This is a genomic window from Pantoea sp. ARC270 (assembly GCF_003236725.1).
GTDB classification, from domain to species: domain Bacteria; phylum Pseudomonadota; class Gammaproteobacteria; order Enterobacterales; family Enterobacteriaceae; genus Pantoea; species Pantoea anthophila.
Genome location: NZ_PUGA01000001.1, coordinates 283650 through 308614, shown reverse-complemented (window position 1 = coordinate 308614; position 24965 = coordinate 283650). Strand labels below are relative to the sequence as shown.

Sequence of the window (24965 nt, the reverse complement as noted above, 5' to 3'; positions counted from 1 at the left end):
CGGCGGTAACGGCGGAAATGCCGGAGCCGGGTCTGATGGAAACGGAGGTAATGGGGGAAGTGGTGGCGAAGATGGAGGTAACGGTGGAAATGGAGGTGATGCGGGCCTCGGGGGGTTAGGTGGTCAGGGTGGTCAGGGTGGTACTAATGGAGGTCACGATGGTTCTCCGGGGATGAGCGGTGCCAGAGCGTCTAAGTAGACAGACTTTTCGTAATGAATCTCTTTCAGTCAGGTTGATGTAATTCAGGTATTAAAACCTGATATCGCTCTGGCTGAACGTCTGACTTTTCACAAGGTCCGCTTTGTACCAGAAGCGGCCTCTTCGCTTAAATCTGTAAAGAACAGAGCGTTTGCTTTTTTGAATGGAGACCTTAAATGAATCATTTCATCTAAAGTTTTATGTCGCTCTGTCGTTACTTAAAAAAACCATCGATATTTATCACGGACTGAGTGTTGTTCAGGATGGAGAGGCATTGGCAATAAACATCAATACGTTAACAGGCAGAATCCATCTGTATCAGTTAAAACCCCTGAAAGCTCCAGCCTCTACCCTGCCAGCGAGAGCAACGCTACAGTCGTGCAGCCTGTCTCGTCAGGCCAGTCTACGATAAGTGGACGAGGACTGATGATGTCTCGTCTTTTTGGTAAGGTAAGCACCTTACCTGAAATGCAGACTCAGCTTACCAAAAATAGCCAGGGAATGGATGCCTCTGTTTTTCTGACGAAGAGCGATTTGGGCGCACTTTCACATCTCTATGATCAGGCACAGACACAGGGAGCTGACTTACGATATGTTGATGATATAGCACGCGATTTAGGTAATTACCGTAAGTTCGGAAGCGTGTCAGGTAGTTATAATACAGGGAATAGTCACGATACGACTGGTCGGGTTCAGACGGTATCATTTACAGATAAAGATGCTGCAACAGCATCCCGTATTCTGAGCGGTGATAACCTTGCAAACTCTGGCCTCGACCCTGCTTTTATCAGATATGAACTCGACCCTGGGTATTCTTTCAGTCATACCGCGAGTTTTGACTATCTGGAATCCATCATGAAAACTACCGGTTCTGATGCGACATCGAAAAGCCAATTCATGGCATCTCCGTTCGCAACTTATGTAAGTCAGGGACAGAATAACTACATAATAAATACGGCCAGCGAAGCCACACTGAAAATTGAAGAACCTGATGTCATCAGCAAAGATGGTGTATTTACTGTCACCGAAGCCGGCAAGAAGCATGGATTCAGATTAGAAGGCAATGATCTCATACAGGATAAAAACACAGGCATAAATGACACTCAGTATGGAAAGCGCAGGGACAAAACGTTAATGGACTACTTCCTGAACCTGAAGAATACATAAGATATTAATCCTGAAAATTCAGAAGCCAGAACTGTTTGATCTGCTTAATCAGTAACTTTTATCAATAACGCCTTTCAGTTCTATCTGCAGTCGACGGCTCTCAGACTGGGCATGAGATTGCTTTTAGAAGAATGATCATTTGCTCAGAATCACAAAGAAAATGGGGCCCCATGGGCCCCATACATTCTCCACGGAATCTTCAGCAACCGCTATTCAGGTAAAGCGTAAACCACCACCTGGTCGCCCACCTGATCCTTGAGGATGGTATTACCGCCGGCGACAAACGCCACGTACTGGCGGCCTTTATACTCATAGACCGAGGGGTTGGCTACCGCAGGGGCTTCAGCCTGATCGGACCACAGCTCCTCGCCACTCTCCACGGAATAGGCGCGAACCTTAGCATCCATTGACGCACCAATAAATATCACGCCGCCCGCAGTGACTGCCGGGCCGCCGATGGTCGGTGAGCCCCAGCTTTCTGGCATAAAGAAGCCATACTGCTGAGATGCGCCAACAGGACGACGCCATTTGACGTCACCGGTGTGCATATCAATCGCCACGATCTCACCAAAGGGTGGCTGCCAGCACGGCATGCCCAGCCAGTTATTGGCAACCATGAGACGCATGCCATAAGGCGCGCCTTCCTGTGGTGCAAAACCACTCTCATTGCCCGCGCCATTATCCGCTTTTTCATAATCTTCGCGGCTGTAGAGCTTCACGTACTGCACGATATGGGAGGTGTTAACGATCGCGATCTGTTTTTGAGGATCGAACGCGACGCCGCCCCACTGCACGCCACCCGCACTGTCCGGATACGTCAGTGTGCCTTCGCCTTTGGTGACAGGCGGCGTGTACATGCCTTCATAGGTCAGCTTATCCCACAGCCTTGAACACTGACCTGCCCCCACCATATCTGCCAGTTTCCAGATCGCTGGCTTTTTCGACTGGTCAAGCAGCGGTGCAGGTTTCGTCGGGAATGGCTGCGTGGGTGAAAGAACTTCACCCTGAACCGAGCCATCACCCTGCGGCACAGGTCGCTCTTCAATCGGCCAGACATCCTCACCGGTCAGCCGATTCACCACAAACAAAAAGCCCTGCTTGGTTGCCTGAATCAGTGCCGGGATCGGTTTGCCATTGACCGTGATATCCATCAGTGTCGGCGCCGAATTGATGTCGTAATCCCACACATCGTGGTGCACCCACTGACGGGACCAGACGACTTTACCGGTGTTCACATCCAGTGCAGTGGTTGAGGTAGCCAGTGGGATAGGTGCAGTGCGGTTACCTCCCCAGTAGTTGGGAGAAGGCGATGAGACCGGCAGATACACCAGTCCATGCGCCTCATCAGCTGACATATGTGTCCAGACGTTAGCCGTACCGGTACGTTTGCGCACCGCTTCAGGAATAGCGTCAAACGTCCATTCGCGTTTGCCGGTCTGCGCATTCACAGCGAAAACCGTGCCCGGAGGCGCTTCAGCATAGGCCCAGTCCTTGCCCGCCCAGCCAATCAGCAGGCGGTTACCCACGACCGTTGGCGGCTGCAGAACTGAAAGCGGATATTTGGCATTAATCGTGTTCCACTGATTCAGATCGAGAACGCCATTATCAGCAAAGTCGCTGCATGGCTTTCCGGAATCAGCATCCAGCGCAAAGAGCTTGCCATCAACCGTACCCATATAGACAATTTTCTGACACGCCTTTCCGGCGACGGGGGTTTTTGCCTGCCAGTAAGAGACGCCCCGGTTTTTCAGAACGGGCTGGGTCAGGGCTTTACGCGGGGATTTGGTGTCGTAGTGCCATTTCTCTTTGCCCGTACCGGGATCGAGGGCAATCAGGCGATCGAAAGGCGTACCGATATACAGGGTCTGATTGGCAAAAATAGGGGTGGCTGACCAGACGGTCGCGGGCGTTTCACCCTTGCCGTCCGAGACATCACCGGTATGAAATTCCCAGATCTTCTTTAACTGGCTGACGTTGTCGGTATTAATCTGCTTCAGCGGGCTGTATTTCTGCGCGTTAAGCTGACCATGAAAGCTGTCCCAGGTCGCACCCGATGGCACCAGAGAAGTCGGGGAATTGTCTGCCGTTGCGACCTTATCTCCATCACGCTTGCCGGTTGAGGCATCGTCTGTGGTGTTAGTGGTACCGGGAGATTGGTGATCAGCCGCATCCGGACTGACCTTCTCCCGCGCGCCCATAGAGGCCTCTGCAGCGTTATCCTGCGCATGGAGTGCCAGTGGGGTAAGCAGCAGCGCCAGCGCCGTCATGCCGACTTTCATTACCGGAGTCGTTTTATTGTTCTTCACGAAGATTTCCTCAGGCTTTAACGCGATGGTCAGGACGGGCGGGGTTTCTGCAGAGCGTAATCAGACCAATAAGGCCTGCAACCATCGCTGCTGTAATAATGTATTGGTGCAGCAAGGCGGCGGCGAAAGCAGTACCGAATAACACGAACAGGGTCAGAACAATTACTGTCGCACGTGCACCGCGACCGGATGCACTACGCAGAATAAATGTCAGTATCGCCAGAATGACGCTGGCGATAGCCACACCTAACGCGCCGATTGTCCCGGTCACACCGGTCAGTGGCGTCAGCCACGCATACAAAGCCACCGCGAAACCGATCGCTGCCGCGATCAGCAGCAGTAAGCCGCCCGGACGTGAAGATTGAGGTTGCAACATAACAGGAAGTCCCATGGTGTTTGATTAATCATTAAATATGGCGCACTGGCAGGTTTATGCGGCTGTTTTTCACCGGAAAATGATAAAAAAACCTGCCATCTGTAGCGGGCTGAACATTCAATGTATTCAGATCACAGGACAAGGCGTGAACTTCCTCAGGGAAACTGCGCACCTCTGGCATGGAAGGAAAACGAAATTCCGCAAGCCGGGATGTTTTGCGGGCAAAAATTATTTTTGAATAGAAGAGGCGATTTTATGAAGCGTGCAGATTGCTCATTTTTTCCGCTTACTTTTAAGGGGGTTCTGGATACTGAACTCTGACTTAAACTGGTGATCACCTGGTTCAACCCCATTGAGTGGGAAAACTTTTGCGCCTTCGGGGTGAATACAGGACGTTACAGGTATCAATGCTTTTTTGTATAGCAAAGCCTCGCTTCGTGCATTTGACGCATGAATGTTAGTAGATCCCCGGCTTTTGACCCTGTTCTGAAGGCGAAGGCTGTGCGAGCGTCCCGCCAGGACTGGCATATGCACGCGCCATGGGACCCGCCGGAAAACTGATGATTAAATATGCGGTTAAGAGTCCGCAGCGCGGATGTCGCCTTACAGGCCGCGCTGGTCAGTGCTTTAATGTTTTTTAGTTATAACGAGAAACGTCTTGTTGAGCTCGATTGCATCAGGGCTGACCTGCAGCATTTGGCGCGTAATCTGCTCATCCAGCGCCAGACGGACGGCTAACTGCTAGGCCTGAACATCAATGGAAACCTCGTTTCATGCGCATAAAAAACCCAGCGTCAGCTGGGCTTAGCGAAATCGATCTGGTTATTGGGTTTCATTTAACCAGTACACTCATCAGAACTCGCCTGACCCCGGTTTTTAAATGTCCGGGGTGAGAAATTTAGCTTAAAAGGACTTTTTAGTGGCCGGAAAAATGCTTTTTATAATCCTCGATATCAACCATCCGAGAAATAACACCGCTAAAAGAGCCACGAAAAAAGTAACGGGGTCTTCTCCCCATTGATAGTCACTTCCAATCCACCCTTGTCCTACTGGGCCAAGCTTGAAGAAAAGCCATGAACCAAAGGTGAAAATAAGATTGTTGAGTGGTGTGATGTACTTTATGAGAAGCACAGCTAAAACCAGCGAAACAACACTCACGGCGATCTTTCTAGTCAATGCATCTTGCATAATCAGCTTTGCCCATCACATCCACGTAGCCATAAGCCATTAACCCACTGCGTGAGCCTGCCACTGTCATTTTACTTGTGCGCAGCAGGGCTTGTCTTATCTGCTCAAAATCACCAACTTTGAACAGCGTTATGCATCCACATTGACCTGAGCCCTTTGATTACATCCATTTTTGTTAACAGCCTATACGGGTAAATAGCGGACATTTACCATCGAAGTGTCCACTATGATAAAGTGCGGATGCGATAATATGCAATAACCACACCTTATGTGACTTCTGGGGATTTGATGAACTGAGTTATTGTTTCTCCCAGTTTCAGAAGGAAATCGTTTCGCGATGGATGAGGATCTATGACCTGCGGAGGTAGCTCATTCATGAAGGTAAAGTGACCTGCATTCTCAGCAATGTGTAGTTCAGAATAAGTGTGTAAACGTAAGGACTGATGAAGGAATAGTGCCTGTGCAGGTGGCGTAATTACGTCCTTTTCACCCGCCCAAATCTGAAGCGGTATCTTTATGGGGACCAATGACAGATGTGCTGGAAAAAAGTCGGAGGGGGGCGTCAAAAGGACCAGTCGATTAAGGATATTATGGCCTTCAAACCTGACAGGTTCTCTGGCACTGGTCCAGGCGGTAGCTCCAGCACGTATGAGTAAAATTACTGCTCCGAGTGAATGGCCAACACCTGATATTGAGGCATATCCTGTGCAGAATTTTTCAGCCGCCAGGTTAAGTCGCTGGACGCGCTCTGTCAATTCAGCTTGAGTCGGAAAACGCGAATTCAAAAGTTCGAAATGTGGCGCTACAACGGCTACTCCGTGGCGAGCAAATGTTCGGATAAGCCCTATGTGTCTTAGCGGGTTGCCGCCCAGTCCGGGAACAAAGAGAATACACGTTGTAGCATCCCTTACTCTGAAGAGTGTCACATCAAGGCTTTTTCCCGCAATGTCAGCTTTTACAGTTTCCTGACTGACGCCTGTATCCATTAAATCCCCCTCTTAAAGGAGCGTAAAATATACTTTTTTCATCATTGAAAGATTGCCTTTTGGTCTGCTTCTGGCACAGGGCGGACTTTCAGCTAACAGGCTCACCCGATACTTTTAGCTACTTTATGGCAGGAATATCTTTTAACCTCGTTGTATAGCGTGGCGACAACCTTTCACGCTTCATCTGCCATGAGCTGTCGCGCGCTCCCTGCCCCGCAAACCAGACCTTTCCTTTCCCTGAACGATTAATGCCGTCCAGTGCCGCCATTAAAGCATCTGCGTTTGCACGGGGCTGCTGCTCACTGAACAGGTCAAACTGCGTCATGCCGGACGGGTAAAAATCTCCCAACATCACCCCAGCTTTGGCATAGCGGAAGCCCTCCCGCCAGATAGTGCCAAGACCGCGAAGCGCTGATTCTATAATGTCCCGCGTATCACTGGTCGGATAATCGCACATGCAGGATGCCGTGTTGGAATATCGAGGCTCATCGCCATGTCTGCCGGTGGCAACTGAGACACTGATATGCCTGCAGCGTGAATTCTGATCCCTGAGCTTTTCTGCCGCACGCGTGGCATACAGCACGATTGCCTGCTGCATGTCTTCCAGTTTTGTGACTCTTTCACCAAAAGACCGCGAGTTCAGTATGTGCTCTTTCGGTGGCGGTGCATCCTCAAGCGCGATGCAGGACTCACCATTCAGCTCACGGGTGATACGCTCAACGATGACGTCAAAATTTTTCCGTATCATGCTGATGTTGCTGTCTGCCAGCTGCAGGGCCGTTGTTATTCCCAGCTGATTCATGCGTTTGCTGATGCGCTGACCAATACCCCAGATATCGCTGACGTCGGTCAGATGCAGGAGCTTTCGCTGCCGGTGTCTGTCGGACAGGTCCACAACGCCGTTAGTCTGTGTCCATTTCTTTGCCGCATGGTTGGCCAGTTTCGCCAGCGTTTTCGTCGGCGCAAACCCCACGCCAATGATGAGTCCCGTTTCCCTGCGGATACGCTCGCGCATCTGCTGTCCGAAGGTCTCAAGCGGGATAAGGCTGTTAATCCCTGTAACGTCCAGAAAACACTCGTCAATTGAGTAAACTTCCTGCCCTGCAGCCATCTCCCCCAGTATCGCCATCATGCGTGCCGACATGTCGCCATTTATGTGGAATAGAAATTCAACACAAGACTTAAATCTTTCTGAAAGAATGCACACAACAAATCTGCATGTTAATTATACTGGGGTTATCCCCGTTTTTGTGGATAAGGCAGAGGGCATATGTACCGACCGGCTGCAAAAACACGCACGGGTTTTTGCGATATTTAATACAGGGGGATGTCAGTTTAAAAAGCCTGAACAGGGACGCGGTATTTCCCTTCTGGCTGTATGGCGGGTAGTCCGGATAAGAACGGTGATTTTTACCACCCTGACGCCGGGTGAATGTATCAAAAATCACCGGCTGGAATGAGACAGGCGGCACTTTCCGGAAGCTGCGACTGGACAGCTTCCATTTGCTGTCACGCTGCCATTTTCCGGCATTCTTCAGCACAGCGGTAACAGGCTTCAGCACATTTCTTACAGTGCTCGTGCTCATGTTTCGCGCACTCATCACCGCATTTCTGGCATGCTTCTGCGCAAACCTTACAAATCTGAGCAGCAAATTCACTGTCCATTGTCATCAGCTCAGCTCCCAGGCGGCAGATGCTGGCGCACTGCATGTCCGTCCGGATGCATTCGCGCATCATCTCAATATTTTCTTCTTTCAGGCAGGACGTTGCGCAGTAGTCACAGGTTGCGGCGCAGATATAACAGGCCTCAATGCAGTTGCGGTATTGTTCAGACATAATTTCTTCCCGTCATCGTTAAATGCAAAGAAGTGGTAAGCATGGAACAAAATGTTGATTGCTGCAAAAGCGTTTTATACAGACGGTAACAGGAGTGGGGTGAAACAGGGTTTTAAAAAGAAGCCCGCCACAGTCAGACGGGCCGGCTGATTACAGCCTCAACAAAGTTTTTCAGTTAACTCAGTGTAATCAGGGTTAATGCACAACACATTCTGTAACAACAGTAACCAGGACAAAATCCGGGTGATTTTTGCCCGAGTTTTTTCAGCCAAGGCTACGGGCTGTTATCTGCGCTTATTTCTCTTCCTGCATCATCTTACGGTGCATTTCAATTATGTTCTGATGTGCGGCAGAACTGCTGTTATTCTTGCTCTGATGTGCCTGAATCGCCAGCTCATGTTCATTCATGGAGGCCGCCGGGGCTTTTTTGTTTATGCAGCAGGACATGTCCATGGGGGCTGGCTGAGCCTGAGCGGCTGAAACAGACAGAAGGACCGCAGCGGCGGCAAGCATAATCTTTTTCATTCGTAATTCCTTACGTTTAAAGGATAAAAATAGCCGTTAATTCCGGACCGGAACTTTACCGGCCTCAGTGACTTTCATCGTATCCGAAAAAAAAACACCGTGAACGAAAATGACCAAAATGTAATTTAAAAACAGCAGGTTCCAACATGACATAAATGTAATCAAGTCGGGGTGCCTGTTGTGTTAGCTTGCCGGTAACAAAAATAAAGTTCCTGACCGGACTGCATTATTAATGCTCCCGGTGTGGAGAAATTTTCTCCCGGGATGATCTGCATTTTGCCGGAGCACAGTTATGCAGCCTAAAAGTTCACGACGCAATTTTATCAAAGGGATCGCAGCAGCCAGCGTTGCTGGCGGTCTTGGTATGAAGACGTTCAATGCTTTCTCGGCGGTAAGTCTGGTACAGCCCCACATGCTTACCGGTAATGATTTCGACCTGTTTATCGCCGAAACGCCACTTAACATCACCGGCAACATCCGTTATGCCAAAACCATCAATAGCGGCCTGCCGGGGCCCCTGCTGCGCTGGAAAGAAGGTGATACTGTCACGTTGCGGGTTAAAAACCGTCTGAAAGAAACAACCTCCATTCACTGGCATGGCATTATTCTGCCAGCCAACATGGATGGCGTTCCCGGCCTCAGCTTTCACGGTATTGAACCCGATGATACTTACGTCTATTCATTTCGCGTAAAGCAGAATGGCACCTACTGGTATCACAGCCACTCCGGCCTGCAGGAGCAGGAGGGCGTTTACGGCCCGATTATCATTGATCCTGCTGAGCCTGAGCCATTTAAGTATGACCGGGAACACGTGGTAATGCTGACCGACTGGTCAGATGAAAGTGCCTCTGCCATTCTTGCAAAACTGAAAAAGCAGTCCGACTACTACAACTTCGCCAAGCCTGCTGCTGGTGACTTTTTCCGTGATGCCCGGGATAAGGGACTGGGAAATACCCTGGCCGACCGGAAGATGTGGGCGGAAATGAAGATGAACCCGACTGACCTTGCAGACGTCAGCGGTGCGACTTACACCTATCTTATGAACGGTCAGGGCCCGGGTAAAAACTGGACCGGACTGTTCCGTAAAGGCGAAAAAATTCTCCTCCGCTTTATCAACGGCTCTGCCATGACCTACTTCGATGTGCGCATTCCCGGCGTGAAGATGACCGTGGTGGCTGCTGACGGCCAGTACGTCACCCCTGTCAGCGTGGATGAGTTCCGTATTGCCGTGGCTGAAACCTACGATGTCATTGTGGAGCCCGTACAGGATGCCTGCACCATCTTTGCCCAGTCCATGGACAGAAGCGGCTATGCCCGGGGCACGCTTGCCGTTCGTGAAGGCATGACTGCCCCGGTTCCTTCCACCGATCCTCGTCCCTGGCTCACCATGGATGATATGGGAATGGGGGGAATGGATCACGGCAGCATGGGGGGTATGGATCACGGGCAGATGCAGGGTATGGACGGCGGTAGCATGCAGAGCATGGATGGTTCAGCTGTGGAAAGCGCCCCGGCAGGCAGTATGGCTGGCATGGATCACAGCAGCATGGGCGGCATGGACCACGGCAGCATGGCCGGCATGGGTGATATGCAGAAGCATCCGGCATCAGAAACGAACAACCCCCTGGTTGACATGCAGGCCATGATGCCCACCCCGAAGCTCAGCGATCCGGGTATCGGGCTGAGGAACAATGGCCGCAGGGTTCTGACCTACGCTGACCTGAAAAGCACTTTTGACGATCCAGACGGACGCGAACCCTCACGCACCATAGAACTGCATCTTACCGGCCATATGGAAAAATTTGCCTGGTCTTTCAATGGTATCAAGTTCTCCGATGCAGAGCCGGTCACGCTCCGCTATGGCGAGCGCGTCCGCATCGTGCTGGTTAACGATACCATGATGACGCATCCCATTCATCTGCACGGAATGTGGAGCGACCTTGAAGATGAAGAAGGGAATTTTCTGGTACGTAAACACACCATTGATATGCCGCCCGGCACGCGCCGCAGCTATCGTGTGACGGCCGATGCGCTGGGCCGCTGGGCTTACCACTGTCACCTGCTTTTTCATATGGAAACAGGCATGTTCCGTGAAGTCCGGGTTAATGAATGAGGTACTTTTGATGTCAGCTTCTGAGCGTGGTGATATGAAACATAACTTTTCCCGCCCGGCGGCCGGACTGCTGGTTTTCGCAGCCATTGCCGGCAGCGCACTTACGGCCGCCCCTGATGCCCGGGCTAAAGCGGCGCACAACATGCAGGAGCATGACATGGGTGCAATGTCGGGCATGGACCACTCCGCTATGGGCAATATGGAATCCATGTCCGGGATGGAAGGCATGGAGTCTATGCAGCCTGCTGCCCCGACTGAAAGCAGAACGCCTGTTCCGGTGCTGACGGACGCCGACCGCCGGGCTGCGTTTCCGGACGTACACGGCCATAAGGTGCATGACAGCAACGTGAACTGGTATCTGCTGGCCGATCAGCTTGAGTGGCAGAAAAATAATGAGGCCGGAGGATTCAGCTGGGACGTCAGCGGCTGGGCAGGCGGGGATATTGATCGCCTCTGGCTGCGCAGCGAAGGGGAAACCAGCGACGGAAAAACCGAGTCGGCAGAGGTGCAGGCCCTGTGGGGGCACGCTGTCTCGCCCTGGTGGGACGTGGTTGCGGGCGCCCGACAGGATTTTAAACCTGGCTGGCCCCAGACATGGGCCGCCGCCGGCTTTCAGGGCATGCCGCTGTATAACCTCGAAACTGAACTCACCGCGTTTGCCGGTGAGCAGGGACGCACCGCGCTCCGGTTTGAAGCGGAGTATGACGTGCTGCTGACCAACCGGCTCATCCTGCAGCCGTCTTTTGAAGCTAATTTTTACGGAAAGGATGATGAGGTGCGTGAAACCGGAAAAGGGCTGTCCGGTACCGAGCTTTCTCTGCGCCTTCGTTACGAAATGAAGCGGGAGTTTGCGCCTTATGTGGGCGTATCGTGGAGCCAGCTTTATGGCAACACGGCCGATATGGCGACCCGTGAAGGAGAGAAAGACAACGAACTGCGCTTTCTTCTCGGTGCCCGCGTGTGGTTCTGATGCAGTTAATTCTGACAAACAAGACAGGTATGAATATGAAACGTAATTATGCTGGCTACGTCATCGCTGTTGCCGCCTCTGTTGCTGCTTTTGCCGCGCAGGCGCATCCGGAACTGGCTTCTTCTGTCCCTGCTGATAAAGCGCAGGTGGCAGCGCCTTCAAAAGTGGAGCTGCACTTTACTGAGAATCTGGTCACAAAATTTTCTGGTGCACGTCTCGTCATGACCGCTATGCCCGGCATGTCCTCTCATGCCCCGATGGCGGTTGCGGCAAAAGTGGCCGCCGGTGGCGATCCGAAAACCATGGTGATCACGCCAGCCAAACCTCTGGTGCCTGGCACATACAAGGTGGAGTGGCGTGCGGTGTCTTCTGATACACACCCGCGCACGGGTAACGTCAGCTTTAGCGTGAAATAATGCCATGATCGATCAGACTTTTATTGTTATCCGCTTTTTCCTTTACCTTGACCTTATGGTTCTGTTTGGGCTGCCTTTATTTGAACTGTATGCCGTGAAGGGAACGCTTAAAAAATCGGTGTCATTATTCAGTGTCTGGTCGTTCTTCTTTATTCTGATATCCGTCGGCATTGTTCTGTCGCTGGCGAATATGCTGCTGGTCGCGCAGGCGATGAGTGGCGTGACCGACGCAGGTGAAATCACGCTCCACATCATAGAGATGGTTATCGGTGAGACTGCGGTCGGCCTCAGCTGGGTTATCCGGCTTGCCGCACTCGTGCTGGCCTTCATCGGACTGGGCCTGCGCCTGCGCAATGCCGTTCTGTCGCGTTACGTTCTCACGCTTTCCGGAGGCACAGCGCTGGCCACCCTGGCATGGGGCGGCCATGCGGCCATGAACGACGGTATGAGCTACTATCTGCATCTGCTGAGCGATATCATCCACTTGTCGGCAGCCGGTGCATGGGTGGGTGCGCTCACGGCCTTTGCCATTCTGTTATGCATCAAAAAGGCGCAGACGGCCAGCCATGTCCGGCAGCTTGCGGAAGCCCTGACGGGCTTTTCCCGGGCCGGCACGGTCATTGTGCTGAGTATTGTCATCACCGCCGTCATTAACTTTTTCTTCATTGTGGAAGACCCGGTCAAATCTTTGCCGGGCAGCCACTACGGGCTGCTTCTGCTAATCAAGACAGGCTTGTTTTTCGTTATGCTGTTGCTGGCTGCCGCGAACCGCTTCCGGCTTGCACCCGCACTGGAAAATGCGCTCGGTCAGGGCCACTATAAGACGGGTATTGCGCTGATGCGCAAAAGTATTATTACAGAGTTCAGCGTGTCTATCCTGATTCTGGCGACCGTAGCCTGGCTTGGCACGCTGTCGCCCGGTAACGGTATGGCGTAACGACACTCAACTGCAGGGCCCTTATACCATGACCACTCTTCTGATCGTCGAGGATGAAATTAAAACCGGGACTTACCTGAAACAGGGTCTTCAGGAGGCAGGGTATGACGTCACCCTTGTGAATGACGGCCGTCAGGGGCTGGAGCATATCCTTCAGCAGCGCTACGACCTGATTATTCTTGACGTGATGCTGCCCTCCCTGGACGGCTGGGACATTCTGCGGCAGATGAGAATGGCCCGCCACGAAGAGCCCGTGCTGTTTCTGACCGCAAGGGATAACGTCAGCGAAAAAATCAAAGGTCTGGACCTGGGAGCCGATGACTATCTGCTCAAGCCGTTCGATTTTGCCGAGCTTCTGGCCCGTATCCGGACCCAGCTCAGGCGTAACCGCTCTCTGGCATCCGGCATGTACGAAATAGCTGACCTGGTGATGGACATATCCCGCCGGAGCGTCAGCCGTTCCGGCAAAAAAATTCATCTGTCCACAAAAGAGTTTGTTCTGCTTGAGCTGCTGCTGCAGCGTCGCGGTGAAGTGCTGCCAAGAAATCTCATCTCCTCCCTGGTCTGGAATATTAATTTTGAGAGTGACACTAACGTGATAGATGTGGCTGTCCGGCGGCTGCGCAGCAAGGTGGATGATGACTTCAGCCCGAAGCTGATCCATACCGTGCGCGGCATTGGCTACGTGCTGGAGATACGTGAAGAATGAAGCGTAACTGGTCTCTGACTTCCAGACTTAGCCTGGTCTTTGCCGGTGTCATGATGTCCGTCTGGCTGCTTACCAGCTTTCTGCTGGTTGCCGCGCTGGGCAGTTACTTTCGCAGCCAGGACCTTACGCTGCTGACCGGTAAGCTTGAGCTGGCTACCGAACTGCTGGAAAGTGAAGTCCGTACAGGAAAGCTTGATACCGCCGGGCTTGCCCGCAAGCTTGCCGACGCCATGGTGGGCCATAGCGGACTTTATCTGTCGATCAGGACTGCTGATAATCAAATACTCGCCGACTATTTCTCTCCCGGCTTCCCGGTTCCGGCTGAGCGCTTTGCCGGTGAGGCTCTGAAGCTGAACACCCTGCAGACGGTGGAGGAAGACGGCTGGCGCTATAACGTCATGATTAAAAAAATCGGTGCAGAGAACGCGGGCAGGCACCGGGACGTGCTGATAACAGCCGCCTACGATACTGGCTTTCATGATGAATTTATCGGCCAGCTGAAAGAGTGGCTGATGTGGCTTAACGGGGGACTGATTTTTCTTTCTGTCTTGCTGGGCTGGCTTGCCACCCGGATCGGACTCCGGCCGCTGAATGAAATAAACCGGCTGGCTTCGGCTATTACCGTTAATAATCTCAGTGAGCGCCTGCCGGCCCGACACCTTCCTTCGGAGCTTATGCCTACCGTAGCCGAGTTTAACAGCATGCTGGAGAGACTGGAGGGCTCTTTCAGGCGCCTGTCAGAGTTTTCATCTGACATAGCCCATGAGCTGCGCACTCCCGTAAGTAACCTGATGATGCAGACGCAGGTTGCCCTGTCCCGGGAGCGTGACGCTGCCAGCTACCGGGAAGTGCTTTTCTCAAACCTGGAGGAGCTGGGCCGACTTGCCAGAATGAGCAGCGACATGCTGTTTCTGGCGAAGTCTGAAAACGGGCTGCTGGCGCTGGAAAATGAGATTTTTTCCGCAAAGGCAGAACTCGAAGAACTAATCGAATTTTTCGAGCCACTGGCCGCTGAAAACGGTAAAACCCTGACGCTTGAAGGGGGTGCCAGCATGAAGGGCGATCGTCTGATGCTGCGCCGGGCGCTGAGCAACCTGATAACCAATGCCATAAAGTACTCTTCAGACGGCGCGGCGATCCTGATCCGGGCAGAACAGCAGATCGGGATGGCGTTTGTTCATATATCTAACCGCACGGAAGCCATCACGCAGGAAAATCTGGGCAGGCTTTTTGATCGCTTTTACCGGGGCGACTCGTCCCGGCAACATAACACGGACGGTGCTGGCCTGGGCCTTTCCATCACGCGAGCCGTTGTTCAGGCTCACAACGGTACATTGCAGGTTTTTTTGGACGAAGACATCGTTACGTTTACGGTAAAAATACCGGCAGCATAATTTACGTTGATGTGCGCTTTCTTCGTGCTTTCGCCCGTAATAATTCTGAACTGCTTTAAATCAAGGATTTCTTTCCCGGTTTTGTGAAACGATCCCGGGTGCTTAACTAAACTTGAGTATCTTAGCCCAGTAAAGGAACGGATCATGAAAAAATTACAGACAGCCCTGGTTTCCCTGCTGGTTGTTCTGCCAGTTGCGGCTATGGCACAGAAGCCAGATATGAAGATGACGCAGGACATGCATATGTCCCCGGCCTCAAAAGAATACATGGCCGGCATGCAGAATATGCACCGCAGCATGATGGATGCGATGAAGGAGCAGGATGCAGACAGGGCTTTTGCCAGAGGCATGGCTGAGCATCATAAAGGCGCGATAGCCATGGCCGAAACAGAGCTGAAGTACGGAAAAGATCCTGAAATGAGAAAGATGGCTGAAGATGTCATCAAAGCACAGAAAACGGAGATTGAACATTTGGAAAAATGGCTGAATAAATAGTTTTCATCTGACATCAGAAGACTGATTTCAACCGACCGGCAGGGCCCCTGAGAGAGCCCTTATTTATCTTTTTTCAGGCAGAAAAAAGAAATAATCTAAACCGGAATGACTGCGGCAAAAAGAGGTATGCTCAGTGAATCAGCTTTGACTGCTGGCTTTCTGTTACGACGCAGAACTCACGCACTGTGCTGCTACTTACCTGAAATAATATGCTGTCCGGACAGATGTTTTACCGGATGAGAACCTTATCGCTTTTTCTCAGAGCAGCCTCCAGTTTTTCCGTATCTCCCTCCACGATGGCTCTCTCGTCAACCGTCAGCGGCACCTCCTCCAGATATCTTTTTACGGACGCCTTACTTTCGAGCAGAAGTCCTCTTGCACTCTGTTTTGGCAGATTAAAGTCACAACCGATGCACGCCATCCGATGCGGGCAGTTGCTCCAGAAAGGATTCATACAGTACGAATCGCCGAGATCATAATATATTGCCGGACCGGTGAGGCTGACGGCAAGCGGATCATGGTCAATCAGCACGCTCATCATGTGAGCCACTCTGTCTGCTTTTACGAATGAAGCGGCCAGCTGAGTCGGCCGTATACGAATATAATGCATGGTTGACTGTGGGGACGAGTGGCCGGACCACTGCATCAGCTCGTATAGCGACATGCCCTGAGGAACACTGGCCAGTGCTGTCACGGCAGAAGCACGGCCGCGGTGACTTGTAATGGGACCGCGTGAATCTTCCACAGGCATACCCGCTCTGGCGCAGAGAAGCGGAATGACAGTGAGATTTATTATGTTCCTTCCCACCGGTTTACCCCGATTCTGAAACAGATAACGAACTTTTTCACCGGTGCGTTCATCCGTAAGTGCTGCCTGCTCCTGAGGACGCTCACTGAGCCAGATATCGACATATTTTTTCACAACAGACGAGACTGGCTTAACAAAAGCTTTAGAGGTTTTACCGGCTGGCACGCTGAGATAGCACAGAGTGCCAGCCGGGATAGCGCTGCCGTTTTCCTGCAGAATGTCATCCGCCTGTGGAGTAACGCAGTTCATTGCTAGGCGTATAAGTTCGTTCTGTCGCAGCACGGCATGTGTCCAGATCACCGCCATAGCCTGAAGCATAGACAGGGGGTAATGAATTTCGCTCAGCAGGTCTTCCTTACGCAGATTCAGGCTTGCCCAGACCAGTTTCAGCCAGACCGGATCATCAATGACACGGGGGTTCACGCCCTGACGAAACAGCGGTGTGTCAGGCGTGGAAAGATGACGGGCCGGACTGAATTTTAATTTCCCCCATCCCCAGCTTTCATAATCAAGCATAAAACGGCGAACTGCATAAACAAACCGGCTGCGGGAATGGGGCATCAGAGGCTCTCCAGAGCGGCTTGATCGCCTGCCTCCTTTATGGGTGTCCAGTGACAGCCCGTCCACTTTCAGTCTGCCAACCATTGAAATAAAGCTGGCGCAGGTTTCCATTGTCCAGTCAGACGGCTCGCATATTTCCGGCTTTTCCCGGGCAAGCCACAGGCCACAGCGGAGAATGAAACTGTACTGATTTTCCCTGGAGCGGGGGCGGAGTACCGACGTTTCCCGCCACTTCCGGCACCACCGGGCCCAGTCAGGCGCGATACCTTCTGTTGGCTTTTCATGCCATTCTTTATAATTACGCATTCTCAGGGGGCTTTTTATAATCCCCATAGCAGCAAGCGCATAGGATATTTTCCCTGTAACTCTTGCGATTCCCCGGTCGTGGCAGTTCTGCCCCCGCCACAGCAGATCTGTCGTAAAAGTTTCAAGTTGCGGATCATTGTTCATCAGCATCAGAACACCCAGCATGCCCGACAGATTGTGTTTCTGATTCTGCCCGACATATCCCAGTGAGATCAGAACGTCGTTCAGCCGGTTAAGTTCATGGCTGACAAAGCTCCGGCCATAGATGGCACTCGCATAAAGTGACGGTGCGCCATGCACTGGCAGGCTGAGCGCAGAGGGAAACGGGCCGAGATGAAAGGCAAAGGCGACCAGCAAAGGCCTGCCAGAACTGTGTTGCTGACAGAGCGTTAACCATCTTTCCTGCGTCCACAGCCAGCAGGGTTGCCCCGCCCGGTGCGTTTCTGCCAGAACGGCAAGTATGATAATTCTGACCAGTCTGGCACTGATACTGCTGCGCGAAGCAATATCCTGCAGGGGCAACAGTAAAGATGGCAGGGAATCCGGCTGGTCTAAAGCAGCTGACCGTCGATAGCCTGTACTTATTGCTTCCCTTTCCTCAGGACTTAATGCATCACTCAGCTGATAATCAGTGCGTTTAAAAGGTACATAGGTGACGCTGGCTGTCTTTTCCTTCATCAGTATGTCCCCGCCTGAAAAATAAGCCCGGCTACTTTTTTGTCGGTTTCGGCCACGGCTGCGGTTATCCGGCCAGCCAGATCGGAACCTGACAGATGGATATAAATCTGTGTGGTGCGCGGATCCCTGTGTCCGGCATAAGTCGCCAGCTCATGCAGCTTCCAGCCGGCCCGTGCCAGATGAGTCAGACGAAGATGGCGGAAGGTATGTGTTGTAATGTGTAGAAGCCCGGTATCCAGAGCCCATCTGCGTACGGTTTTACTCCAGTGCCACACAGAAAGGGGGGTGCCATAGTTACGATCAGAAAATGAACGGAACAACGCACCCTGTGTCCAGTCAGCCTGCTTCAGCTGCCGAAAATGGTTTGTCAGTACCGGCGCCACGTCCGGACCATAACACACAACCCTTTCCCGCCCGCTTTTCGTTGTTTCCGGGCGGATACGGATCAGGCGATGAGCAGGGTCAATATCTTCAAGCGCCAGAGCTGTCACCTCTGCACGGCGGAGTGCACCAAAATAAGCAAGCGCGAGCATCAGCCGGTCACGCAGGGAGGCAGCTGAAACATGTTTAAGAAATCTCAGCCATTGCTCATTGTCAGGTATTACGGGTAAGCGGGTGATACGCGGGACCAGCCCCCGCCCGGTATAAATGGTACCAGGTAAACCCGCACGGGGTAGCGGATTGAGACTGCATATATTCTGATAAACCAGAAAATCATACCAGAGACGGATCGCAGACAGGCGCAGCTGGAGCGTGGCGCTGGCCGCGGGAAAAGGCATGCCGGGCAGCTGAGGGCTGATGTAGGCGGCCAGGTCTTCAAACCGGGCCTTTTCAGGTTCAATCCTGTGCTGACTGCAGAACGCAAAATAATGGTGGAGGGCACTGCGATAGGCGGCGATTGTGGCCTGCGCCCGCCCCAGTCTGGATAACAGTTTCAGCCAGCGCTCTGCCAGCAACAGGATATGTTCATCCGGTGGAATCAGCATTGTGTTTACCTCTGACAGCGGTATTGCTGCTCAAAGTTTACTCAGTAAATGTTGCATTCCACGTAACTTACTACAGCTCGTAGTTGGAGCTGAATACGTATACCCCGTTCTCCCTGAAGAAACGCTCATTCTTAAACAACGGGGCCGCCATTTTTATGCCCATTCGCTTTGCTTCAGCCGAGCGGGCAATAACGCAGCCATCATTATTCGACACAACCACAATGGGTTTTCCGCGCAGGTCGGGTCGGAATACCGTTTCACAGGAGGCGTAAAAATTATTGGCATCGGCCAGCGCAAACATCCCTACTCTCCTGCCGGCCCGTTGAATCCCACCCCGGCCACATCAGTGAGCGCATAGGCAACCACACCCCAGACGGGCAGCGTCTGGTTCACATCCAGCACTGTTACCGTTTTGTCCTCGTCCAGCGCCTGCAGGGCGGGAACCGGATTGAGCAGCAGTCGTCTCAGCGTCAGCTCCCCGTCAACCTCAGCAACGATTAGCTGGCGGTGTACAGGCGTCAGTGCACGATCGATAGCCAGCACAGATCCTTTCACAATACCGGCATCGGGGCAGTCGCTTTCGCTGCGCATCAAATAGGTTGAGTAAGGGGAAAGATGAACGAGATCGCCCAGGTTAAGGCACGTTTCGGTGTAGTTCTGAGCGGGATTCTGAAAGGCCATTAAAATGCTCCATTCTGACCAGCATTGCTGCCTGTCTGCATCCAACAGGCATACACATTTATGACTCCTGTGATGAGTATAAGTCGTTACAGCCGGCAATGCTCATATGTGTACGCCGGTGTCTGCTACAGGCGGAAAAGCTGAAGTTTGGGCATGGTATTACTACATAAATAAATTAAGGTGTGTGTTAAACCCCAGGTAATTGATTTGCTCTCGAAGATATAGACATTCTTAAGGCCGAGTTCTTTTGATAGGGATCGCGGTCGCTATAGAATTTACTTTCTTGAGGAGACAGGTTCTAATTGGCTTGTAACAAATGAGATAATACCCTTCCAGAAGATAGATAAGCAGGAGAAAATCTATGATAGCTCTAATAAAGGATCTTTTAAGTAATCCGGTGGTTTCCGCAGTAGTTCTTAGCATCATCGGAGCTGTTACAAAAAAGTATATTCAATTTCATCGCAGAGATTTTTTTTCACGCTCATCTTCCGAGCAGATAAATGCAGTCGAGTGGCTTAGGAACTCATCTGTACCAATGTCCGATCCGTTAGCTAAGGCGGAACAGCAGTTCCGTCTACAGTCGTTCGGACTACACAGAGACCGGGATTTATCTTACAAAATCATATGTTTTTACTCAGAACATACGCAGTCATTGATGCCCTCCCTCAGGGCAGTCTTACGTTACCAAGGGATGTACACAATTGCTGATGGAAACATATACCCTCATAAATTCCACAAGTGGTTAGTATCTTTAGTATTTGTATGGTTACTATCGATTAGCGTTACTGAGATATATAGGGGTTATTTACACAGTTATAGCGTAAAGGCTTTACTATCTCTGTTTGTCTTTTTTATGGCTTTTATAGTATGGTGTTGGGTTGCTGCTTGTGCTGTGAAAATTTCAAGCATCAGTAAAAAACTCAATTCTTATACCCCACCCGCAAAAGACTATAAATCCAGTACAAACAATTTCTGTTCAATACTCAATAATAAATATCCTTAGTGTGGCTGATTTGCTCCTCATTAATACTTGTATACCGTTGTTAGTGACGTCCGATTCTGACACAAAGCGCACTGATACGCAGGCCGGGGTCTGTTAAGCGCGAGAAACGGATGTTGTTCGTTCATATCGCGACGATTGTTACGTTGACCCGCCCAGACGTATAGCATCCATTCAGCGACTCCTAAGTATGCCCGGAGGTTGCATCTGTTGATCCATAACGTTTTTGAGCGGCATTTTGGTGCTCAGCGTGAGGATGATCGGTGGCTAATATTTCGCGCAGACCTGTCAGAGAGAAAGCTTTCTCGGCTCTATGACGTCGCAATCCCGAACCAGATGACAGAAGGTGGATTGCTGGCTGGTCAATGCAACCGCAGATGGAAAAGGAGAGTGTCCTGAACGCATTGCTGATGGCTGTAAGGCGGCATACCCCCCAAAGACAGGCGCTGGTTCTCTGATCAGGACAGTCAGTCCACAAGCCATGAGTGGTGGTCGTTCCAGAAATCACATGGAGTTGAAGTCAGCATGAGCCATCGCGGTAACTGCCACGATAATGCAGTTGCAGAAAGCTTTTTTCAGTTGCTGAAGCGTGAACGGATAAAGAAAAAGATCTACGAATCGCGTGAACAGCCCGCAGCGCCAAATCCCCCTCTCTGCACCATTCAATGAACTCACCCGTGACGGCCAGAACGGTAAAACGCTGTCCTGCGAACGACTGCTGTACGTTCTGTCCTCATTGCCCGACTGCGTCTGATGACACCCTGCCTGCTCGTTAATTTGCATCAGGAAGTGACAATTCTGACGCACCACTGGATCTCAGGAAGTTATTGATGTTCTCACACTCAGCGCTTTTTCGTGCCAGAAGCAGACAGGCCAAATACCGTGGAACGGGCAGCTCTCCTCTGACCAGCTAAATAAGCTGGACATTTTCTGAACATCCGCAGGCGTCTGCCGATAATCAATAAGGGGTATATCACCAGGTTGCTTTCCAGAGAAAGCTCGTCACATAAAGAAAATAATTTCCTGATAAATAAGGATAAATATGTTTCCTGCACGTATTGCTACAAAAATGACATTGGGTGGCGTCCTGCTGTTAGGCGTGACGACCGCAATTGTCTGTCTTGTACTGTTGTTACGTGGTCAGCCACGCATTATTGAAGCCAGCAATAAATTAATTGAGCAAGCCGGTGGAAACCTGGTCAGCAGGCTGGACCAGCAACTGGCGGGCATTCAGGGAGAGGCAGTCAGCATGGCGCGTCTGGCAGAGGTGCTGCCCCACGATGTTTCGCTGTGGCAGAACAGTTTTCCGCAAATGATCGACAGTAATGGTAATCATACTATCGCCGGTGGAGGCATCTGGCCTGAGCCGGATGCGTTTGTTGCAGGCACTGCACTGCGCAGCTTCTTCTGGGCGCGTGAAGAGAGTGGCAAACTCGCTTACTCTGACGGATATAATCAGCCCGCTACCGGCGATTATCACAAGGAAAGCTGGTATACACAGGCACGCAATGCGCCACGCGATCGCTGTACCTGGTCCGATGTTTATCAGGATCAGGTTTCAGGCGTCAAAATGGTGACCTGCAGCGTACCCTACTATGCCGGTGACCGTTTCGCGGGTGTCGCTACACTGGATGTAATGCTGGATAACCTGGCACAGTTTGTGAAAACTCAGGGTAATGTGACGGGGGGGTATGCCCTTGCGGCAGACAAGACCGGTACGCTGCTCTACTACCCTGGCGTGGATACCAAAGTGCTGAATACCTTATCCACTGTTGCTCAGAAAGAGAGCTGGCTGCAGCCCGTTGTGTCAAAATTAAAAAGCCTGGGGCCTGATGCAACCCTGGCCAGAGTCGACCGTATTAATGATGCACACCTGAATCAATCCGCACAGGTTACCCTGTTCCGCATGCCGGGAACTGGCTGGATCATAGGTCTGGTTACGCCAGAGAAAGTGGTCAGTGGCATGGCCCGCACGATCATGTGGGATATTTTCATATTCCTTGTGCCTGCCATGATTATTCTGCTTATTCTCACCTGGTGGTTTACACAGCGTATTGGTCAGCGCCTGCGTCATACCTATGATGCTCTGAACGAGATTGCGACAGGAGATGGCGATCTGACGCGCCGTCTTGAGCGTAATGGTCACGACGAACTTGCCGACATTGCCGGAGCCTTCAACATTTTCGTTGATAAGATTGCGGGTGTAATCACGCGTGTTCAAGGCAGCAGCGAAACGGTAGCGCTTAATGCATCGGGGCTGGCTCAGAGCAATCAGTCATTTTCAGACAAGATTGCGGAGCAGGCCGCTGCGCTTGAGCAGAGTGCTGCTGCGATGGAACAACTTAACGCAACAGTACAGCAGAACGCTGAAAACACCCGGCTGGCTGATACGGTCGCGGAAAAAACTTCGCAGATTGCGCAGACCAGTTCAGGAACAATGGAGGAAATGGTGCACACTATGGCAGCCATTCAGAACTCCTCACAACGCGTCGCTGAAATCCTGGGACTGATTGACAGCATTGCCTTCCAGACCAATATACTGGCGCTGAATGCGGCAGTAGAAGCGGCGCGCGCCGGCGAGCAGGGAAAAGGATTTGCCGTTGTCGCAGCAGAAGTCCGTGCGCTGGCGCAGCGTAGCGCAAACGCAGCACAGGAAATTAAACTCCTCATTTCCGATTCCGACAGCACGGTCATTGCTGGCAGCAAGCTGGTGAAAGGTGCTGGTGAGCAACTGAAACAACTGGTTAACGACGTACATCGCGTCAGACAGGTTGTTGGGGAGATGCGTGTCGCCGGTGATGAGCAGAGCAAAGGCATTTCGGAAATGACGCTTGCGGTTACACAGATGGAGCGCGGTATTCAGCAAAACCTGTCACTGATCAACCAGACTGCAGAAAACACTCAGGTTCTGCGAGACGAGGCAGCACAGCTCGCACAGGAAATATCCGTATTCAAAGTGGTTAACGGATAGTGCAAATCAGGGTTTGGCAGCGATGAGCCCGTAAACTGATCCAGCATTACTGCCCGGGCCAGCTATCTGGCGCCGGGCGATTCACTAACCTGCAAGCATGGCTGCAGCTGAAAGCAATGTGTTCCGGTTGCACGCAGCGATCTCACACTCCCTCAGAAGGACCTCCCTTCACGTGGCGATACGTATCTACTCGTATGATGTCTCCGTAATTATGGACATTTTCCTGCGCGCATAAATTTACCCTTGCAACCCATGCCATAATAGATATGCTATATACGAAACATATACGTTTTATATAGGATTAGCATGGGTATCGTTAAAATTTCGGATTTGATGCATGAGAATCTGCGCATCGCCAGTCAGGCGATGAGCCGCTCCATCAATGCACAGGCTGAACACTGGCTTAAAATCGGCATGCTGGCGGAACTCTATCCCCAGCAGACCCAACACCAACTGGCGCAGATGCTGATCCGGCTGGAGGTGGAAGGCCGCACCGATATCCGGAATATGCTTCCTGAAGAGATCCTCGCCACACAAGGAGATGTGTCATGAACAGCGTTAAAATTCATACCGCAGCAGAAATCGAGATGGCCCGGGCAGCGGGACAGGCTGCCGCGCAGGTGCTGGCCATGATCACGCCACACGTCCGGCCGGGCATCACCACCGAAGAGCTGGATGATATCTGTCACGACTTTATTGTGAACGAACTGAAGGTGACGCCAGCCAACATCGGCTATCAAGGCTATACCCGCACTACCTGCACCTCGGTCAATCATGTGGTCTGCCACGGTATCCCGGCCGGGAAAAAGCTCAAGGATGGCGATATCGTTAATATCGATGTAGCGGTCATCAAGGATGGCTGGTACGGCGACACCAGCCGCATGTACTTCGTCGGCACGCCATCAGTCCGGGCGAAACGGCTGGTTGAGATCACCTATCAGTCGCTGGTGGCCGGGATCAAAACGGTCCGTCCGGGCGCAACGCTGGGCGATATCGGCGCCGCAATACAGCGTGTGGCAGAAGCGGCCGGTTTCTCCGTGGTGCGTGAATATTGCGGTCACGGGGTGGGTGAGATTTACCACACCGAACCGCAGGTGCTGCACTACGGCACACCGGGCCAGGGAATGCCACTCAAGGCGGGCATGATCTTCACCATCGAACCGATGATCAATGCCGGTAAAGCGGGCACCAGCGTGCTGTCTGATGGCTGGACGGTGGTGACGAAAGATCGTTCACTCTCGGCGCAGTGGGAGCACACGGTCGCCGTGACGGAAAGCGGCTTCGATCTGCTGACGCCCTGGCCGGAAGGCACCGGTGATTACCCGGCAATTTAATCCAGTGGCCTGAGAGTGTCTCA

At 51.9% G+C, this 24965-nt stretch carries 22 protein-coding genes and 2 pseudogenes; 14 read left to right on the top strand and 10 right to left on the bottom strand.

Annotated features, from left to right (window positions below; genetic code table 11):
* The first annotated feature begins 625 nt into the window (after nucleotides 1-625).
* Entirely contained in the window at nucleotides 626-1366 is a 741-nt protein-coding gene (locus tag CKF42_RS01475) for a hypothetical protein (protein WP_233501010.1), read from the top strand.
* Between the two features lie 209 nt (nucleotides 1367-1575).
* Here the strand turns inward: CKF42_RS01475 and CKF42_RS01470 are convergent, their stop codons facing one another.
* The 5 genes from CKF42_RS01470 to umuC all read right to left on the bottom strand — a co-directional run bounded on the left by CKF42_RS01470 (nucleotide 1576) and on the right by umuC (nucleotide 7366).
* Nucleotides 1576-3633 (bottom strand): pyrroloquinoline quinone-dependent dehydrogenase, encoded by a 2058-nt coding sequence (locus tag CKF42_RS01470; protein ID WP_369974593.1) that lies wholly within the window; start codon nucleotides 3631-3633, stop codon nucleotides 1576-1578.
* A gap of 49 nt (nucleotides 3634-3682) precedes the next feature.
* The gene (locus CKF42_RS01465; RefSeq protein ID WP_111207305.1) at nucleotides 3683-4048 is read right to left on the bottom strand and encodes a hypothetical protein; all 366 of its coding nucleotides are present in this window, start codon (nucleotides 4046-4048) and stop codon (nucleotides 3683-3685) included.
* A 903-nt stretch (nucleotides 4049-4951) separates the two neighbouring features.
* Entirely contained in the window at nucleotides 4952-5236 is a 285-nt protein-coding gene (locus CKF42_RS01450) for a hypothetical protein (RefSeq protein WP_111207303.1), read from the bottom strand.
* Between the two features lie 266 nt (nucleotides 5237-5502).
* Entirely contained in the window at nucleotides 5503-6222 is a 720-nt protein-coding gene (locus CKF42_RS01445) for an alpha/beta fold hydrolase (protein WP_111207302.1), read from the bottom strand.
* Nucleotides 6223-6340: 118 nt separating this feature from the next.
* Nucleotides 6341-7366 carry a translesion error-prone DNA polymerase V subunit UmuC gene (gene umuC, locus CKF42_RS01440; RefSeq protein ID WP_111207301.1) on the bottom strand — a complete coding sequence of 342 codons (1026 nt, stop codon included), beginning with the start codon at nucleotides 7364-7366 and terminating at the stop codon, nucleotides 6341-6343.
* Between umuC and CKF42_RS21020 the strand changes: the two genes are divergently transcribed.
* On the top strand, nucleotides 7365-7682 hold the full coding sequence (locus CKF42_RS21020; RefSeq protein WP_146239911.1) for a hypothetical protein: 318 nt from the start codon (nucleotides 7365-7367) through the stop codon (nucleotides 7680-7682). The two genes, umuC and CKF42_RS21020, sit on opposite strands and share 2 nt — an antisense overlap.
* A gap of 49 nt (nucleotides 7683-7731) precedes the next feature.
* Here the strand turns inward: CKF42_RS21020 and CKF42_RS01435 are convergent, their stop codons facing one another.
* A complete protein-coding gene (locus tag CKF42_RS01435) occupies nucleotides 7732-8058 on the bottom strand; it encodes a four-helix bundle copper-binding protein (RefSeq protein WP_111207300.1) in 327 nt (108 codons plus the stop codon).
* 198 nt (nucleotides 8059-8256) lie between these two features.
* On the opposite strand from CKF42_RS01435, the gene CKF42_RS21015 reads away from it, so the two are divergent.
* The 8 genes from CKF42_RS21015 (at nucleotide 8257) to CKF42_RS01395 (ending at nucleotide 15617) form a co-directional block, all read left to right on the top strand.
* Complete coding sequence (locus CKF42_RS21015; protein WP_146239910.1) at nucleotides 8257-8538, top strand: hypothetical protein; 282 nt, start codon at nucleotides 8257-8259, stop codon at nucleotides 8536-8538.
* Nucleotides 8539-8875: 337 nt separating this feature from the next.
* Entirely contained in the window at nucleotides 8876-10696 is a 1821-nt protein-coding gene (locus CKF42_RS01425; RefSeq protein ID WP_111207298.1) for a copper resistance system multicopper oxidase, read from the top strand.
* A gap of 142 nt (nucleotides 10697-10838) precedes the next feature.
* A complete protein-coding gene (locus CKF42_RS01420; RefSeq protein ID WP_369974592.1) occupies nucleotides 10839-11666 on the top strand; it encodes a copper resistance protein B in 828 nt (275 codons plus the stop codon).
* Between the two features lie 35 nt (nucleotides 11667-11701).
* Entirely contained in the window at nucleotides 11702-12082 is a 381-nt protein-coding gene (copC, locus tag CKF42_RS01415) for a copper homeostasis periplasmic binding protein CopC (protein WP_103791066.1), read from the top strand.
* Nucleotides 12083-12086: 4 nt separating this feature from the next.
* On the top strand, nucleotides 12087-13019 hold the full coding sequence (copD, locus tag CKF42_RS01410; protein WP_111207297.1) for a copper homeostasis membrane protein CopD: 933 nt from the start codon (nucleotides 12087-12089) through the stop codon (nucleotides 13017-13019).
* Nucleotides 13020-13047: 28 nt separating this feature from the next.
* The gene (locus CKF42_RS01405; protein WP_007708057.1) at nucleotides 13048-13728 is read left to right on the top strand and encodes a heavy metal response regulator transcription factor; all 681 of its coding nucleotides are present in this window, start codon (nucleotides 13048-13050) and stop codon (nucleotides 13726-13728) included.
* Entirely contained in the window at nucleotides 13725-15122 is a 1398-nt protein-coding gene (locus CKF42_RS01400) for a heavy metal sensor histidine kinase (protein ID WP_111207296.1), read from the top strand. Before CKF42_RS01405 ends, CKF42_RS01400 begins: the two co-directional genes overlap by 4 nt.
* Before the next feature lie 144 nt (nucleotides 15123-15266).
* Complete coding sequence (locus tag CKF42_RS01395; protein ID WP_046102741.1) at nucleotides 15267-15617, top strand: DUF305 domain-containing protein; 351 nt, start codon at nucleotides 15267-15269, stop codon at nucleotides 15615-15617.
* Nucleotides 15618-15846: 229 nt separating this feature from the next.
* Here CKF42_RS01395 and CKF42_RS01390 read toward each other — a convergent pair whose 3' ends face one another.
* The 4 genes and pseudogenes from CKF42_RS01390 to CKF42_RS01375 form a co-directional block, all read right to left on the bottom strand.
* Nucleotides 15847-17970 (bottom strand): tyrosine-type recombinase/integrase, encoded by a 2124-nt coding sequence (locus CKF42_RS01390; protein ID WP_199559849.1) that lies wholly within the window; start codon nucleotides 17968-17970, stop codon nucleotides 15847-15849.
* Entirely contained in the window at nucleotides 17970-18956 is a 987-nt protein-coding gene (locus CKF42_RS01385) for a tyrosine-type recombinase/integrase (protein WP_111207294.1), read from the bottom strand. The genes CKF42_RS01390 and CKF42_RS01385 overlap by 1 nt, the downstream gene beginning before the upstream one ends.
* A gap of 73 nt (nucleotides 18957-19029) precedes the next feature.
* Nucleotides 19030-19257 (bottom strand): annotated as a pseudogene (locus CKF42_RS01380) (DNA polymerase V subunit UmuC); the annotation flags it as partial.
* A gap of 2 nt (nucleotides 19258-19259) precedes the next feature.
* Entirely contained in the window at nucleotides 19260-19637 is a 378-nt protein-coding gene (locus CKF42_RS01375; RefSeq protein ID WP_111207293.1) for a S24 family peptidase, read from the bottom strand.
* 1344 nt (nucleotides 19638-20981) lie between these two features.
* On the opposite strand from CKF42_RS01375, the pseudogene CKF42_RS01365 reads away from it, so the two are divergent.
* The 4 genes and pseudogenes from CKF42_RS01365 to map form a co-directional block, all read left to right on the top strand.
* Nucleotides 20982-21264 (top strand): annotated as a pseudogene (locus CKF42_RS01365) (DDE-type integrase/transposase/recombinase); the annotation flags it as partial.
* 415 nt (nucleotides 21265-21679) lie between these two features.
* Nucleotides 21680-23608 carry a methyl-accepting chemotaxis protein gene (locus tag CKF42_RS01360; protein ID WP_111207291.1) on the top strand — a complete coding sequence of 643 codons (1929 nt, stop codon included), beginning with the start codon at nucleotides 21680-21682 and terminating at the stop codon, nucleotides 23606-23608.
* Between the two features lie 306 nt (nucleotides 23609-23914).
* Nucleotides 23915-24160, top strand: coding sequence for a ParD-like family protein (locus CKF42_RS01355; RefSeq protein WP_009092856.1), 246 nt, complete (start codon nucleotides 23915-23917; stop codon nucleotides 24158-24160).
* Nucleotides 24157-24942, top strand: coding sequence for a type I methionyl aminopeptidase (gene map, locus CKF42_RS01350; RefSeq protein WP_009092855.1), 786 nt, complete (start codon nucleotides 24157-24159; stop codon nucleotides 24940-24942). Before CKF42_RS01355 ends, map begins: the two co-directional genes overlap by 4 nt.
* Nucleotides 24943-24965 lie beyond the last annotated feature (23 nt).

Excerpts from the sequence above, each read along its gene's own strand:
- CKF42_RS01475 (WP_233501010.1), top strand. The coding sequence starts at position 626 with ATGATGTCTCGTCTTTTTGGTAAGGTAAGCACCTTACCTGAAATGCAG.
- CKF42_RS01470 (WP_369974593.1), bottom strand. The coding sequence starts at position 3,633 with ATGACGGCGCTGGCGCTGCTGCTTACCCCACTGGCACTCCATGCGCAG.
- CKF42_RS01465 (WP_111207305.1), bottom strand. The coding sequence starts at position 4,048 with ATGTTGCAACCTCAATCTTCACGTCCGGGCGGCTTACTGCTGCTGATC.
- CKF42_RS01450 (WP_111207303.1), bottom strand. The coding sequence starts at position 5,236 with ATGCAAGATGCATTGACTAGAAAGATCGCCGTGAGTGTTGTTTCGCTG.
- CKF42_RS01445 (WP_111207302.1), bottom strand. The coding sequence starts at position 6,222 with ATGGATACAGGCGTCAGTCAGGAAACTGTAAAAGCTGACATTGCGGGA.
- CKF42_RS21020 (WP_146239911.1), top strand. The coding sequence starts at position 7,365 with ATGTCGCCATTTATGTGGAATAGAAATTCAACACAAGACTTAAATCTT.
- umuC (WP_111207301.1), bottom strand. The coding sequence starts at position 7,366 with ATGTCGGCACGCATGATGGCGATACTGGGGGAGATGGCTGCAGGGCAG.
- CKF42_RS01435 (WP_111207300.1), bottom strand. The coding sequence starts at position 8,058 with ATGTCTGAACAATACCGCAACTGCATTGAGGCCTGTTATATCTGCGCC.
- CKF42_RS21015 (WP_146239910.1), top strand. The coding sequence starts at position 8,257 with ATGCACAACACATTCTGTAACAACAGTAACCAGGACAAAATCCGGGTG.
- CKF42_RS01425 (WP_111207298.1), top strand. The coding sequence starts at position 8,876 with ATGCAGCCTAAAAGTTCACGACGCAATTTTATCAAAGGGATCGCAGCA.
- CKF42_RS01420 (WP_369974592.1), top strand. The coding sequence starts at position 10,839 with ATGCAGGAGCATGACATGGGTGCAATGTCGGGCATGGACCACTCCGCT.
- copC (WP_103791066.1), top strand. The coding sequence starts at position 11,702 with ATGAAACGTAATTATGCTGGCTACGTCATCGCTGTTGCCGCCTCTGTT.
- copD (WP_111207297.1), top strand. The coding sequence starts at position 12,087 with ATGATCGATCAGACTTTTATTGTTATCCGCTTTTTCCTTTACCTTGAC.
- CKF42_RS01405 (WP_007708057.1), top strand. The coding sequence starts at position 13,048 with ATGACCACTCTTCTGATCGTCGAGGATGAAATTAAAACCGGGACTTAC.
- CKF42_RS01400 (WP_111207296.1), top strand. The coding sequence starts at position 13,725 with ATGAAGCGTAACTGGTCTCTGACTTCCAGACTTAGCCTGGTCTTTGCC.
- CKF42_RS01395 (WP_046102741.1), top strand. The coding sequence starts at position 15,267 with ATGAAAAAATTACAGACAGCCCTGGTTTCCCTGCTGGTTGTTCTGCCA.
- CKF42_RS01390 (WP_199559849.1), bottom strand. The coding sequence starts at position 17,970 with ATGAAGGAAAAGACAGCCAGCGTCACCTATGTACCTTTTAAACGCACT.
- CKF42_RS01385 (WP_111207294.1), bottom strand. The coding sequence starts at position 18,956 with ATGCTGATTCCACCGGATGAACATATCCTGTTGCTGGCAGAGCGCTGG.
- CKF42_RS01375 (WP_111207293.1), bottom strand. The coding sequence starts at position 19,637 with ATGGCCTTTCAGAATCCCGCTCAGAACTACACCGAAACGTGCCTTAAC.
- CKF42_RS01360 (WP_111207291.1), top strand. The coding sequence starts at position 21,680 with ATGTTTCCTGCACGTATTGCTACAAAAATGACATTGGGTGGCGTCCTG.
- CKF42_RS01355 (WP_009092856.1), top strand. The coding sequence starts at position 23,915 with ATGGGTATCGTTAAAATTTCGGATTTGATGCATGAGAATCTGCGCATC.
- map (WP_009092855.1), top strand. The coding sequence starts at position 24,157 with ATGAACAGCGTTAAAATTCATACCGCAGCAGAAATCGAGATGGCCCGG.